Origin of the sequence: Tolypothrix tenuis PCC 7101, from assembly GCF_963874875.1 — a bacterium.
Taxonomy (GTDB): Bacteria; Cyanobacteriota; Cyanobacteriia; order Cyanobacteriales; family Nostocaceae; genus Aulosira; species Aulosira tenue.
Map to the genome: position 1 here is coordinate 4,176,666 of NZ_CAWNJS010000001.1, position 14,991 is coordinate 4,191,656.

The following is a 14,991-nucleotide window of genomic DNA, read 5'->3' on the forward strand; positions in this document are numbered from 1 at the left end:
GCAAGTTATCGACTATACCATTTTGGGAATTCTAACTCAAGTTAGTTTAAAGGATAATTCAAGGTATGAGAGCGATCGCTTATTTATCTACATTCACAATTGGGTTATGCACTGCTGCATTTTCCCAGACTGCGATCGCTCAGGTGACATCTGATGCTACCACCAACACTATTGTCACTCCTTCAGGCAATAATTTTACAATTACTGACGGCACTGCCAAAGGTAATAATTTATTTCATAGTTTCAGCAATTTCTCAGTCTCTCCTGGTGGTTCAGCAACTTTTGATTTAGTCAATACACCCAATATTACCAACATCTTTAGTCGGGTAACTGGGGGAAATGTCTCCGAAATTAATGGATTAATTAGCACAATTAATAGCAATAATTCCGTCAATTTATTTTTAATGAATCCTAACGGAATTGTCTTTGGTAAAGATGCCGTTTTGAATATTAGCGGTTCATTTGTCGGAACTACTGCTAATAGTATTAAGTTTAGCGATGGTAGCGAATTTAGTGCTGTAAATATCACAACACCTGCATTATTAACTATTAGTGTACCCATTGGTTTGCAGATGGGTAGTTCGCCGGCAATTCAGGTTCAAGGTAAAGGCAATGATAGTATTGTCCCGACGAAGAACTTGGGGATAGTGACAAATCTGGGGAAAACAATTGCTTTAGTAGGGGGAGACATCAAATTTACAGGTGGTGTCATCACTGCACCTGTAGGTCGAATAGAAATAGGTGCAGTCACCAGTGGTATAGTGAGTCTGATACCCTCACCCAGTGGATGGCAGTTAGGTTATAGCCAAGTTACAGATTTTGGCGATATTGAATTTGCCCAGCGTTCTTCATTGTGGAATCCCTTTCCAGTGGGTAATCCATTTGGCGGTATTCAAGTAGTAGGTAGAGATATTCGCCTCGATCAATCGCAAATAGCAGCAGCAACAGCAGGCACATCACAGGGTGGTAATATTACGGTGCAAGCAGCGCGATCGCTTTCTTTGGGTGGAGTCAATGCTAATGCTTTTGCTCCCAGTGCTTGGATTGTCAATCAGGTAGCACAAGGAGCCACAGGAAAAGGCGGAAGCGTAAATATTCAAGCTGGGGATATAACTTTACAAGATGGTGCGGCAATTGAAACCTTCAGTCTAGGTAAAGGTGCAGCAGGTCAAGTGCAAGTACTAGCAGATACCATTACTGCTACGGGTGCAGTTGCCCTCAAATCTCCCTTAGCACCATCTGGTAGTAGCCCTAGCCGCATCGGTAGTCAAACCTATACTTTGGGAGATGGGGGAGATGTGAGCGTAGTTGCTCGTAAACTCACTCTCAAAGATGGTGGTTTAGTAGGAACCATCGTCTTTCCCGGTGCTACAGGAAAAGGCGGAAATATTTCTGTGGATGTTGCTGATGAGATTTATGCTACCGGAGTGAGTTCTATTAGCTTAACTTCTAGTGGTATAGATACTTACACATTCAGCAGTGGTAAGAGTGGTGATATCAAAATTTCCACAGACATCTTGAATCTGATTGATGGTGGAACCGTTTTTACTTTCACTTCTCGCTTGCAAGGAGTACCAGGAACAGGTAGTGGTAACACAGGTGATATTTCAGTTGTGGCACGCAAAGCTGTGAACATTGCGGGAACATCACCAATTTCACCCACTTTGATCAGCTTTTTAGGGACTTCTACAGCTGGTTCCGGTAATAGCGGCAATATTTTTGTAACTACAACTAACTTGTCAGTGGCAGATGGAGCTTCCTTGGGAACAAGTACGCTGCCGATTATTGGTAACTTTGGCGATCCGAGCCAGTCCAATAATCTGGGAAATAGTGGCAATATTAGTTTAAATGTCACAGAGGGTATAACCGTCACTGGAATCAATAAGTTTACACTAGCTCCTAGCGGTATAGGAACTGTGACCTACGGTAATGGTCAAGCTGGTGATGTCACAATTCAAACTAATCAATTGCAAATACTTGATGGTGGAGCGCTTGCTAACGCCACCGCCAGTACTGGTAATGGAGGAGCGTTGACAATCCAGGCAAATGATATTTTAGTAGCAGGAAAAAATGTCCGTGCCTCTGTGATTGGAGCCAGCGCTGCTATTTTAAATGCAACTACCCGTAAGTTCTATAATCTCCCCGATGTACCCACAGGTAATATTGGTGTATTGAATATTAATACTAACAAGTTAACACTTCGCAATGGGGGTAATGTTAACGTCGCTCATGAAGGGACAGGTGACGCTGGACAGTTAAATATCCAAGCCAATCGGATCTTGTTGGATACTGGAAATATTAAGGCGACAACTGCCTCTGGACAAGGCGGTAACTTAAGATTCACGGTGGGAAATACGCTCTTGCTTCGCAATGGAAGTAAGATTACCGCCGAAGCTCGCAGTAATGGCAATGGTGGCAATATTACAATTAATGCACCAATCATTGTAGGTTTAGAAAACAGCGATATTATTGCCAATGCTGTTGATGGTAATGGCGGTAATATTCAAATTAACACCCAAGGCATCTTCGGACTAAAATATCGTTCCCAACTCACCCCTGAAAATGACATCACTGCCAGTTCTCAATTGGGTATTAATGGCACAGTCAATATTAATAATTTCGGTGTTGATCCTAATTCTGGTTTAATCGAATTGCCAACGAATGTCACCGATTCATCTCAACAAATTACTAGTGGTTGTTCTGTAAATACTGGCAGTAGTTTTGTCTCTACAGGAAGAGGTGGTTTGCCACAAAATCCGACACAGGACTTGAGGAGCGATCGCCCTTGGATTGATTTGCGTGATATCTCTGCATTCCACAACACACAACCAGCACAAGTTCAAATTTTCCAACCTGCCAAGGTTCTTGTGCAAGCTACATCTTGGCATCGTAACGCCCAAGGTCAAATTGAGCTAGTCGCAGCACCATCTCCTAGCAATATACAACCACAATTAACTTGTGCAGCGCTTCCCCAGAGTTAATTTACGCAGTCAAAATAAATAGCGATCGCCTCCCTGCCTTCGGCTGAGGAAGGGGAATTACGCGGAATTAGTTAAATTTGATGATAGTTAGTTAATTCAAAGCCGCTAGCTATCAATGCTTGGCGCACCTGCTGACTTAATAATGCTGCAAGTTCTACTTCGCCGGCTCCTGATGGGCCGTTTAGGGGTTCGCCTGGTTGAATGACTGCGGGATGGGAATAAATCTCTACTAAGTCTGCTTGAATTTGCGGGATTAGACCTAGCAAGTATTCCTCACTCATATTTCCAGTTTGCAGCAATCCATAAACGCGATCGGCGTATTTAATACCGTGTGAGTTGAGTAAATTTTCACCATAGCTGCGGAGTCTGCCAAATACTCCTGACCACACTAATTTATTCAATAGTCCAGCGCGGTCAAGCTTGAGTGTCATTGCTAGTTCTTCCGATGGCAAACGGATGACTCGAATATTAAATTCCTGGGCTAATTCCACCAAAATCCGCAATACTACGGGATGAGTATGTAAATGTAAATGCCCATCTATATGAGAAAGAGTCAGCCCAGTGTCGCGGAATTTTGTTAACTGGGCGCGGATTTCTTGCCGCAATTCCTCACGAGCAGCAGAATGAAATTGATAGCGTAACCCAGCTTGAAAAGGACTCTCGGAGAAATTACCCCCAGAGTCTACCAAATGGGGAATTTGGGAGGGTGGGAGAGCAGACTTACCGCACACCAGCACTAAATGCAAGCCTACGGCTAAATTAGGGTGATTACCTGCCCAAGCGATCGCATCTTCGGCAGCATCTCCAGTTACCATCAAACTGGTACTAGTTAATACACCCTGTTCATAAGCTTGGATAATTGCTTGATTGACTCCACTAGAAAAGCCAAAGTCATCAGCATTAATAATTACATGGCGGGGGTTTGGCATTTGGTAATGGGTAATTGGTAATTGGTAATGGGTAATTGGTAATTGGTAATGGGTAATGGGTAATTGGTAATTGGTAATTTGTGTTTCTCCCTCATCCCCCTCATCCCCAGTCCCCAGTACCCAATCCCCAATCCCCAATCCCTACTCCCCAACCCCCGCGTGTGCAGCAGTCTGCTGATTGCGGCGTTCTCTCAGGTAGGAGAAGAACTCTCCGCCTTCGCGCAGGCGACGTACCATCATCTGGCGGTCTGTAAGCATTTCTTTGACAATGGGGATAATTGCTTTGGGACGGAAGTAGAATTTCCGATACATACGCTCAACTGCATCCTCGATTTCTTCACTGGAAAGCGTGGGATATTGCAGGGTTGAGGTTTGAATACCGGAGTTAGCTACTAAAGATTGGTTAGTAAACCAGCCGTTAGCCTGTGCTTGTTCGTAAAGTTCTGTACCGGGGTAAGGTGCAGCAATTGAGACTTGAATTGTATGGGGACTGAGTTCGCAGGCGAAGCGAATTGTCTCTTCTACGGTTTCTTGAGTTTCAATTGGTAGACCAATAATGAAAGTGCCATGCACAGTGATCCCTAGCTTATGGCAGTTTTTCATAAATTCCCGCGCTACTTCTAGCTTGATGCCTTTTTTAATGCGGTTGAGAATATCTTGGTTACCAGATTCAAAACCAACAAGCAGCAAGCGCAAACCGTTGTCGCGTAGGGTTTTTAGGGTATCGTAATCTAAATTGGCACGAGCATTACAACTCCAAGTGAGTTTGAGCCGCTTCATGTGTTCGCTAATTGCGATCGCGCGATGTTTGTCGATGGTAAAGGTATCATCATCAAACATATACTCCCGCACTTTGTCACCAAAGATGGCTTTGGCTTCTTCCATCTCCCGTCCTACAACTTCTGGGCTTTTATGACGATATAAGTGACCGCCAATTGTCTGCGGCCAAAGGCAGAAGGTGCATTTTGCCGGACAACCGCGCCCAGTGTAGAAGGAAATGTAAGGATGCAGTAGGTAGCCGATGAAGTATTTCGTAATATCTAAGTCACGGGCATAGGTAGGAAGAACGCTGGGCATAGCATCCCAGTCATGGATTAATGGCCGCTCCTCATTGTGGCGGATATTAGAATGCTTATCGCGATAGCTAAGACCTTTAATATCTTCCCAGGGCAGACCCTCAGCTAGTTCTTTGCAGGTATAGTCAAATTCATTGCGACAAACAAAGTCAATAACTGGATGATCCCGCAGCGTTTGCTCTGGCAATACTGCCACATGGGCCCCAACAAAACCAATCTGCACATCTGGATTTTGGGCTTTAATGGCTTCAGCACACTTCACATCATTCGCTAATGAAGGTGTACTAGTGTGCATGATTACCAATTCGTAATCCTTAGCAATTTTCAGCACATCTTCCACAGTCTGTCCATGCGGTGGTGCATCCACAAGCTTACTACCAGGCACTAAAGCCGCCGGTTGCGCTAGCCATGTGGGATACCAAAAGGAAGTAATTTCGCGTTTAGCTTGGTATCGCGAACCTGCACCACCGTCAAATCCATCAAAAGAAGGAGGACTGAGGAACAAAGTTTTCTTCATTGCAATATAGCTCTCCTTAGTTAAGGTAATGGGTAATGGGTAATGGGTAATGGGTAATGGGTAATGGGTAATGGGTAATGGGTAATGGGTAATGGGTAATAGAGATTTCTCCTTGTCCCTAGTCCCCAGTCCCTAGTCCCCAGTCCCCAGTCCCCAGTCCCCAGCCCCTCATCAGCTAGCTTTCATATTCACATCTATAAATTTCTTGAGGAGTGCCAAAACGTCGGTACGGCTGAGTTTTTCTTTACCGTTAGCTAAGGCATCCAGGGTTCCATGTGCCAAAGTGAGGGGAATTTGGCAAAAGTCTAAAGCCGGGCCGGGTGGCAGGTGTTTAGTGTAAGCATCAGCCAAGGCTAAATTGCGGCGTGCGTATTCATGCATATTTGCGGCAGTCCAACCTTCAGGATAAAAGTCTACACCCCGTTTCAAATCTTCCGTGTGATTACGTAGGATATTCACTGCTTGTAAGCCACGACCAAAACCTATGGCTTGAGTACGGTTAGTTTCTGTGCTGTCATACCAAGCCCATAAATCTGATAGTAGTAACCCCACCGCCCCTGCAACCCCAAATGTGTAACGATCTAAATCTGATTCTGTTTTAATCTGCCAATTTTGTTCGGCCCAGTACGCCATCCGGTCTGCCATTGCCGCGGTTGCATCCCAAATTCGCGGTGCGATCGATTCAGGTGCTAATATTGACCATTCTCTAATTCCGAGGGTAACTTCTGCTAAAGTATTCTCGTAACCACTAAATCCTGAGGAGAAGGCATCAACCGCAAAGCCATCTACGCCTGCTTGTAATGTCAAGCTAATTGTTCTTAATAGCTGCGCTTTAGTTTGGTTATCCAGTTCTGGATGATCTTCAATTTCATCAATAGCTCGCATACACAAGTATGCTGACGCTACTGCTTCTTGTAATCCCGAAGGTAAGATACTAATTGGTATATAAAAAGTTCGACTAGTTTCCTTCAGGATTTGCAGTGCGTCTTGACGTAAATCCATGTTTTCACTCCTCTCTTGATTATCACACCACATGAAGTTTTGGGTTGTTTGATGATACTGGATCTAGTTTTTACTAAACCTTAAAAAATGTATTTTTGCTAGTATTTCCTCTAAAAATTAATAGTTGCTGGTATCACAATTAACAAAAATCTCAAATTATTTAAAGTCTAGTCTAGTATATAGGCATTTAGTGACAAAAATGCATAGTATATGGGATGGTATAGCTATCATCAACTTTTCCTGTAAATATGAACTATTATGCTGAGAATTAGGCAATTAACTGCACAGTTTGCCAGTCATGAACAGCTAATATTAGATGGTTAATAGCCCTGGTGTCTATATGAAGTTGACTAGAATAGCATAGTTATTGTATCTATAGAGACAACTAAGCAAAGATTTGTTCAAGGATAATAAGAATCTCAGACTACACCAAGGTCTAGATTGTGAGCAAGAGCAGCTAGGTGAATTTTCGGGAAAAATAGTTGGCGAACATAGGCAAACATAAATATTACCGCAAGTACTGATAAAGTATAGATATTAATCACGATGATCGCGCACAAGTAGTTCCCGGATATTGAAGCGAAAAAATTTAAGCGATCGCATCTTGAATATCAAATCAAAACCAACCATCATAATACAGATATTTTGTTTATTAAAGCAGTACGGCACTAACCCTACTATAGAATTGAGCTTTAATTTGTATAAGTTAATCAGACTCGACTATTGATTGCAGAGCCTTAACCCCACACTTTATTCTCGCATTCCTGGAGCTTTTGTGATTAGGGGGAGAGTAAAATCAAATTATCAGCGCTAAAAGCAGGCAGAAATAATCATACAGATGAGATTGTCTATAGCAAGCATCAAATTGGTGGGTAAATAATATAAATAATCAACAATTTACTGTTCTAATAAAATAATTTTAAAGAATAGGTAATACTATGATATTTTTTAAACTCAATGATTAATGCCACTTACTTTGGCGAGATTTAAATACTCGACTTTTGCAAAAAGTTATTTACCTGTGGAATCATTGCCCGGAGCATCCTTAGCCAATGTTTAGGATTTAGAATAAGGGATGCGTTTGTGATGAAACTGCTGCCAAACTTGAACAAAAATATAAGCAATTTGAGACATATCTTCCCTGGTTAATCCTGAATCTATCAACTGATGATCCTGCCAACGTGCTTTGAGGATTTTATTGACCATTGCTAGTGCTGCTTCTGGGGTTGCATCTTTGAGCGATCGCAACGCGGCTTCACAAGCGTCAGCTAGCATGGCAATTCCGGTTTCTTTTGACTGGGGAATCGGGCCCTCATAGCGAAAATCTGACTCGTGCAACACTATATCAGGATGATGTTGCTGCTGTTTCTGTGCTTCATTATAGAAATATGCAATTAAAATCGTGCCTTGGTGTTCGGGAATAAAAGCCTGAATAGCACTAGGTAGCTTATACTGACGAGCCATAACTAGCCCTTCACTCACGTGCTTTTTAATAATTTCCGCGCTTTTCCAGGGATCGTTAATCGCATCGTGTTTATTCGGGCCTGCCATTTGATTTTCAATAAATCCTAGGGGATCGTGCATTTTCCCGATGTCATGATATAGAACTCCAGCCCGTACCAGTTCTACATGACAATGTAATGCTCTGGCGGCTGCTTCTGCCAGGGTGGCTACAAAAACTGTGTGCTGAAAAGTCCCAGGAGTTTCATGGGCGAGGCGTTTTAATAAAGGCCTGTTGGGATTGGACAATTCAGCTAAACGAATTGGTGTGACTAAATCAAATGCAGTTTCTAGGTAAGGGCTAATTCCTAGGGCTAAGATGCTCCAAAGTAACCCAGCCAAACCATTGAGCATGGCTGTACCGAGAACAGCATACCAAAGAGGTGCGATCGCAGTATTCACCAATAAGTAAACACTTCCCTGGGTCAACCCAATTAAAATTCCCAAGGTAGCTAATTCTTCTCGCGTTCGTGGTGCTTCTCTCCCCGGAAATCGCCATTGTCCCGCCATTAATCCGCCCAGAATGCCGCTGGTGGCACTTGGTATTAAATCATGCCAGCTCAGTTCTGTGCCAATTGAAAGTAATATTCCTAGTAACCCCATTACAGTACCGCCAATTGCTGAACCGTAAAAGCTACCCAGCAGTAAACCGATGGCTGGTAAACCTGTAAATGATTTGGTCAAAAATATCAGCAACGGCGCACTGAGAGTGAGGAAAATTATTAAGGCATAATCGCTACTTCTTAACTTGGCATAAAACCGTCTTTCTACTAACCTAAACACAGCTACTGCTAATCCGACTATTGCTGTGAAACGCGTTAGTTCCACCCAGTCGATGCTGCGTTGGCTCAAGCGAAAGTAGTCTAATAGTACAAAATCAGCCTGAGTAATTTTTTCTCCCGCCTTGACAATCGCCTCACCTTTTTGAATGCTGACTATTGTTGGTTCTACAGCTTGTGCTGCTTTTTCTGCAATTACCTTAGTTTGCTCAATATCTTTAATCAGGTTAGGAATAATTACCGTTGATAGCAATCGATTTGCTAAAGGTTGCGCTGTTTTGGGAACAGATACACTTACCTGCATCGCGATCGCAGAGTTCAAGTTATGAGCTGATAAACCTGGATAGATACCCTGTGCTAACATCCGCTCTAAAGTCTGATGCATTTGGATTTTAGCCTGTTGCCAATCTGCATCAGATAAATTCAGAAAGGTAGCATCGTAAAGGGTTTGCGGTTGGGCGCTGGTATTTTCGCTCAGAAAATTGAGGGCGGTATTATAGCGCTGACGAGCTTGAGCGATCGCTTTTAAAACTTGAGATAAAGCCACAGAAGAGTTAGACTGTCGATAACTTCGCAAATTCTTCACTGCTTGCTGTTGAGTAGAATTTAAGCCAGTCAGATTGCTATTTTTCGCCAAGGTTTGCAATACTGTTTGCCATTGAGTTTCTGGTGCTTGTCGCAAGTAAGTTTGCGTGGCTGTGGACAAGATTGCAGTTCTAATAATAGGAAATTTTCCCAACTTATCGCGAATTTGGTCACCTGTTGCTAATAATTGCTCAAGATGTTGTTTAATTTGCTCATTCACCTGTGAATCGACAACCCACACCGCCAATGCACCGCTACGCGCTTCTCGGCGTTTTTCCCCTGTCGTTTTTGCATCTTCAACATGGGCTGAATTAGGCGCGGTGAGTGTTTGAGGCGCTACCTTTCCCACATCGAGTTTTGGTTGATTATAAAAACGGTAGCCTAACCCACTGGAGAGAGATATTACAACCAACACTAACATCCCAGCAGTAAACAGTCGGTTTTTCAGATAGGATTGCTTACCCTGAAGTGTAGTTTGCCTGTAATATTTAGGACTTAACACAATTTTGGTAACTTTTCAGTGATGTTTAAGGGAATTGTTTGCAGATGATCAAACATTATCTCTCCTACTCAAGGATAGCTAAATTAGTTGATTTGTTCCATTCACAACATTAGGGGCTTCCACTGAAAAAATATACTATTGCTCTCTTGAGCATGGGAGTAGAGGAAGCAGAGGAAGCCGAGAAGGAAAAATATAATTATGACCTTGGCTTTCTTAACTGAATAATTTACTTTCTAGAAGTAACTTAGGGAAATTCAGCAAAAAGAATGCATCATCTTTCTAGCAGATTATTTACTACAACATTTCCCTAAATCAGCGTTGATACAGATGCGTTAAGCTAACGCTAACGCATCCTCCCTGTATTCCAAAATTCAACATCAGCATGGTAGGAGTAATAATACCTAATATATCCAATTGCGCTTAGGTAAAAATTACTTTTTTCTCTTTCATTTCAGGAATAAATTGAGTTTACTGAAAATTTAAGGAAAAAACAGACACATATTTTTTTAGCAGTTTACGTAACTGTTTTGCAAATACTTTTAAGAAGCAGATTCCAGAAAGAACAACATTTAATGCTGGTATCTAAAATGCAATATATATAATTTACTAGCCGAATGAAAATTAAAATTTATTTTGTGAGGAAATGCTGAGAGTAACTCTGATTACATTTTTATAGCTGCTGAATTAGGAACTATATAATGCAGACCTTCACTGTTAGTGAAATCTAAAAATGAACTTTAACTCGCAGAATGTTAGCTCAAAGCGTAAGTCTAAAAATTTCAATAACCCAGAACGTTTTATAGAGGGGTGGTATTGGGCAATTCCTTCTCATCATCTGCGGGTAGGTGAAGTAAAAGCTATCACTTTATTAGGCAGAGAACTAGTAATTTTTCGAGGAAAAGACAAAAAAGCAATTACCTTTGATGCCTATTGTCCTCATTTAGGTGCTCATTTAGCTGAGGGTAAAGTTGAAGGTAATGAACTGCGCTGTTTTTTCCACCATTGGAAGTTTGATCGTGAAGGATTTTGTGTTGAGATACCTTGTTTAGATGAACCGCTTCCTATAAAGTTAAATGCTTGGCATACTGCCGAAAAATACGGCATGATTTGGGTCTGGACTGGAGAAATTCCACTACAGCCTCTACCTTTTATTCCTGAGTTAGAACACAAAGAATGTGATGTGGCAATGGTATGTCATTTTGTAGCTAAATGTCATCCCAATGTAGTGATAATTAATGCTATTGATACCCAACATTTCAACACAGTTCACAAGCTACCATTAGGAATAGTCTTTGAAAAAGAAGAACTCAATCAAAATGCTATTACTTTCAGTAATACTACAAGAGGTAACGAAAATTCCTGGCTAATTAAGCTGATTCGTCCTTTTTACAAAAATGCCATTACCTATAGTATTTGCTATTGGTACGGTAGCACTAACATAGTTACAATGGGCCCCGATTTTTTGCATTTTTATATCATGTTTACCTTACGCTTGCTTGATGGGGGAAAGGCTGAGGGAAGAACGATATTAATGATGCAGAAACGTAAGGGAATTTTTGGTAAATTGTACAATCGATTTATGCTATGGCTAGTTAATATTTTGGGTCGGGATTTTTTTAACGATGATTCTAAAATTTTTGAGACAATTAAGTTTGATCTAAAAACTCCACTCAAAATAGATCAGCCAATTATGCAATTTGTCAACCACCTAGAAAGGCAAACAGCACTTTGTTGGGGAACTTGGCAACCAGCGCGATCGCTTCGTGATGCAGAAATGAGAGACAATCGCGATAAATGGCGAGATGATTTCAATGATTAGCTATTGGCCTATACCGCAAAATAAATTCTCTCACGTATTGTAGGGTGCTGGATGCTGCTGAGAGGCGATCGCATTTACCTGTATGCACCCTACATCACATCTAGAAACCAAAATTGGTTTTGGGGAAAAGGTTAAAGGTTAAAGGTTTTTTCTTCCCCTTTTCCCCTTAACCGCCAAGCATTAGACATCTCCAGAAATGAGGTATTGACCCTGACTGTACAAGGCTTTTATATTCTTTTTCGGAGATGTCTATTAGATAAGAATCTATAAGAGCAAAAATAAATGTAATTTGATTTACCTTTATAGTTTGCATTTTTGTTTTTAATTATTTTTTAGGCTACCATTTACATAAAAAGAAGTGGCAAAGCCACTTCGTAATTCCCAGGTAGAACCTAGAAACGAGTATAACCATTCTAAAAACTCGAAATCGTATAAATTAACACTGATTTACAGTATCTAAATTTTCTAGTAAGCATAATTGCTATGCTGACTTATTATATATTGCACATTTTCTTGTTTAGGCTGTCCAGGGGAGCCAGTCACGTGCCGATGTTCCCTCCGTTGAGTGAACTGGCGTTCAAAAGTCCAAAGTCTAAAAAACCTTAATTTTGGACATTTTACCCTGGACTCTTGACTCTTGACTCTTGACTCTTAAACCAGAAGATGAGTGTACCAGTTGCGTAAGTCCTGTTTGTAACAGCCGATCAATCTTCTGCTAAGACTTGTTTTTCCTTTGGTAATAAAGAAGTTTCTTCTACAGGTTGAACCTTATTTAAGGGGTTAGCTGCAATCAAGTGAGGTTTGATAATTAAACTAACTCCGATTGACCAGGCGATCGCAACCAGCCAACCTGCCAAAATATCACTGGGGAAGTGAACCCCTAAATAAAGCCTTGTCCAAGCGATCGCCAAGACATATAAGCCGCCAAAAAGCATAACTAACCAGCGCCAGGGTTTATCCTTGCTCAAAATTACTAAAACTACCACCAAAGTCATACTTGTCATAGCATGACCGCTGGGAAATGCATAATCAAATTCCGGCGCACCAGACACCCATAGTTGCGGACGGACTCGATGCATTAATTCTTTAGCAGTGCGGTTGATGATCAGACTTCCGAATGCGGTGGTGAGTAAATAAGTCAGCGATCGCCACCAGCGTCTTTGCCAGAATACAATGGCGATCGCAGTAAATATCGGCAATGCAGTCCAAAAAGATCCACACTTTGTCAAGATAACTGCTATGACATCTAATTGTGGTATGGCTTGAGAATGAATTGCCAGCAATATCGGCACATCCCAAGGAAAACCGCCTTCATTCTGCCATACCTTAACTGCCAAAAGTTCAAATAGCTGAAAAGGTAAATAAACTCCTATTAACAATATTAATAAAGAACGCCAATGAGCTATAAGCAGCTTTTTGAGAAAATTTAGCGGCCAAAAACCTTCTGGATTAGCTTTATTTGTCCCTTCCATCTTAAGTACACTATGGCTGTCGATTTATAGTATTTTTATCGAAAGACTATTGTGAAGTCTACTACCTTAGTACAGAAAAAGTTATGGGTAAAGGGGAAAGGGTAAGGGGTAAGGGAGAAAAACCTTTCCCTCTTACCCCTACACCTTTACTCGCCAAGTTTCCTTAGCGAACTAGTAACTTAAAAGTTTCAAAATTGGCAACTTGAGGGTGAGTGCGATCGCGCTATATCTTGTAATGCGTTTTGTGCAGTTCACCTACCTGGAAAGGATACAAGCCCTTAAATTTATTTATGGGTGTTTTTAATTTTGAATTTTGAATTTTGAATTCGGAGCAAAGCGACGTGACTAAATATATTCTGGCGTTTGACCAAGGTACTACTAGCTCGCGCTCTATTATATTTAACCGTGATGGCGATATGCTGACGGTTGCTCAGAAAGAGTTCACACAAATCTTTCCGCAACCAGGCTGGGTAGAGCATGATGCTGATGAAATTTGGTCTTCGCAAGTTGGTGTGGCTAATGAAGCCTTAGCGCGTATTGGTATTAAAGCCAGTGATATTGCAGCTATTGGCATTACCAATCAACGAGAAACTACTATAGTCTGGGATCGTAAAACAGGTAAGCCGATTTACAATGCGATCGTTTGGCAGGATCGCCGCACTGCTGCTGACTGCGATCAACTGAAAGCAGAGGGACTTGAGACAACATTCCAGCAAAAAACAGGATTAGTAATCGATGCTTACTTTAGCGGCACTAAAGTTAAATGGTTACTTGATAATGTACCTTACGCCCGCGAAAAAGCCGAACGCGGAGAGCTAGCATTTGGAACTGTCGATAGCTGGTTAATGTGGAAACTCACTCAGGGAGAACTCCACATTACAGATGTCACTAATGCTTGCAGAACCTTGTTATTCAATATTCATACTCAGCAATGGGATGATGAATTGCTGTCCATTCTCAATATTCCCCGTTCCCTGCTGCCAGAAGTGCGGAGTTCATCAGAAGTATATGGATATACATCCGAAGGTATTTTTGGTAGCCGCATTCCCATTGCAGGTATTGCTGGAGACCAACAAGCTGCGACTTTTGGGCAAGCATCATTGCAATCTGGTATGGCGAAAAATACTTACGGCACAGGTTGCTTTATACTGCTAAATACAGGAAATCAGCCCATGCAATCTAACCACAAGCTACTAACTACAATCGCTTGGCGCATCAATGGACGTACTGACTACGCTTTGGAAGGTAGCGTATTTATTGCTGGGGCGGTTGTGCAATGGTTGCGTGATGGACTGGAAATTATCAAACACAGTGCAGATGTAGAAGCCTTAGCAGCTAGCGTTCCTGATACTGGTGGTGTGTATTTTGTACCTGCGTTCGTCGGTTTAGGCGCACCTTATTGGGATAGTTACGCTCGTGGTACGATTACTGGTTTAACTCGCGGTTCAACTAATGCCCATATTGCCCGTGCAGCCTTAGATAGCATAGCCTACCAAACTGCTGACGTAATTGAGGCGATGCGCCAAGATTCCCAGCTACATCTGCGGGAACTGCGGGTAGATGGTGGTGCATCTCGCAATAATCTATTAATGCAATTTCAGGCAGATATTTTAGGTGTACCCGTTGTGCGTCCCAAAATTACCGAAACTACAGCCTTGGGTGCTGCTTATTTAGCAGGTTTAGCGATTGGTTATTGGGAAAGCGAAGCCGAAATTTTGCAACAATGGCAAGCCGATCAATGGTTTGAGCCGAAAATTAGCGCTGATCATCGTTTAAACTTACTAGACTCATGGCATCAGGCGATCGCGCAAACGCGACATCGGTAATTG

At 41.9% G+C, this 14,991-nt stretch carries 8 protein-coding genes; 3 read left to right on the top strand and 5 right to left on the bottom strand.

Annotated elements, in window-relative coordinates:
- Positions 1 to 65 precede the first annotated feature (65 nt).
- Positions 66 to 2,981: a two-partner secretion domain-containing protein gene (locus AACU25_RS17025; RefSeq protein WP_096577546.1), complete on the top strand. Its 2,916-nt coding sequence runs from the start codon at positions 66 to 68 to the stop codon at positions 2,979 to 2,981.
- A gap of 71 nt (positions 2,982 to 3,052) precedes the next feature.
- Here the strand turns inward: AACU25_RS17025 and hpnK are convergent, their stop codons facing one another.
- From hpnK to AACU25_RS17045, 4 genes are all read right to left on the bottom strand, one after another.
- A complete protein-coding gene (gene hpnK, locus AACU25_RS17030; RefSeq protein ID WP_096577549.1) occupies positions 3,053 to 3,910 on the bottom strand; it encodes a hopanoid biosynthesis-associated protein HpnK in 858 nt (285 codons plus the stop codon).
- Positions 3,911 to 4,051: 141 nt separating this feature from the next.
- Positions 4,052 to 5,503 (bottom strand): hopanoid biosynthesis associated radical SAM protein HpnJ, encoded by a 1,452-nt coding sequence (gene hpnJ, locus AACU25_RS17035; RefSeq protein WP_096577551.1) that lies wholly within the window; start codon positions 5,501 to 5,503, stop codon positions 4,052 to 4,054.
- 171 nt (positions 5,504 to 5,674) lie between these two features.
- Positions 5,675 to 6,505 (bottom strand): squalene/phytoene synthase family protein, encoded by an 831-nt coding sequence (locus tag AACU25_RS17040; RefSeq protein ID WP_096577553.1) that lies wholly within the window; start codon positions 6,503 to 6,505, stop codon positions 5,675 to 5,677.
- Positions 6,506 to 7,561: 1,056 nt separating this feature from the next.
- A complete protein-coding gene (locus AACU25_RS17045; protein ID WP_096577555.1) occupies positions 7,562 to 9,790 on the bottom strand; it encodes an HD family phosphohydrolase in 2,229 nt (742 codons plus the stop codon).
- Between the two features lie 811 nt (positions 9,791 to 10,601).
- Here AACU25_RS17045 and AACU25_RS17050 point away from each other — a divergent pair.
- On the top strand, positions 10,602 to 11,690 hold the full coding sequence (locus AACU25_RS17050) for an aromatic ring-hydroxylating dioxygenase subunit alpha (protein ID WP_096577557.1): 1,089 nt from the start codon (positions 10,602 to 10,604) through the stop codon (positions 11,688 to 11,690).
- A 704-nt stretch (positions 11,691 to 12,394) separates the two neighbouring features.
- On the opposite strand, the gene AACU25_RS17055 is transcribed toward AACU25_RS17050, so the two are convergent.
- Positions 12,395 to 13,162, bottom strand: a complete 768-nt coding sequence (locus AACU25_RS17055) for a phosphatase PAP2 family protein (protein ID WP_096577559.1) — start codon at positions 13,160 to 13,162, stop codon at positions 12,395 to 12,397.
- Between the two features lie 341 nt (positions 13,163 to 13,503).
- Between AACU25_RS17055 and glpK the strand changes: the two genes are divergently transcribed.
- Positions 13,504 to 14,988 (top strand): glycerol kinase GlpK, encoded by a 1,485-nt coding sequence (glpK, locus tag AACU25_RS17060; RefSeq protein ID WP_096577561.1) that lies wholly within the window; start codon positions 13,504 to 13,506, stop codon positions 14,986 to 14,988.
- The last annotated feature ends 3 nt before the right edge of the window (positions 14,989 to 14,991 follow it).

What these genes read in the sequence shown, in the direction of transcription:
- AACU25_RS17025 (WP_096577546.1), top strand. Translation starts at nt 66, where the DNA reads ATGAGAGCGATCGCTTATTTATCTACATTCACAATTGGGTTATGCACT.
- hpnK (WP_096577549.1), bottom strand. Translation starts at nt 3,910, where the DNA reads ATGCCAAACCCCCGCCATGTAATTATTAATGCTGATGACTTTGGCTTT.
- hpnJ (WP_096577551.1), bottom strand. Translation starts at nt 5,503, where the DNA reads ATGAAGAAAACTTTGTTCCTCAGTCCTCCTTCTTTTGATGGATTTGAC.
- AACU25_RS17040 (WP_096577553.1), bottom strand. Translation starts at nt 6,505, where the DNA reads ATGGATTTACGTCAAGACGCACTGCAAATCCTGAAGGAAACTAGTCGA.
- AACU25_RS17045 (WP_096577555.1), bottom strand. Translation starts at nt 9,790, where the DNA reads ATGTTAGTGTTGGTTGTAATATCTCTCTCCAGTGGGTTAGGCTACCGT.
- AACU25_RS17050 (WP_096577557.1), top strand. Translation starts at nt 10,602, where the DNA reads ATGAACTTTAACTCGCAGAATGTTAGCTCAAAGCGTAAGTCTAAAAAT.
- AACU25_RS17055 (WP_096577559.1), bottom strand. Translation starts at nt 13,162, where the DNA reads ATGGAAGGGACAAATAAAGCTAATCCAGAAGGTTTTTGGCCGCTAAAT.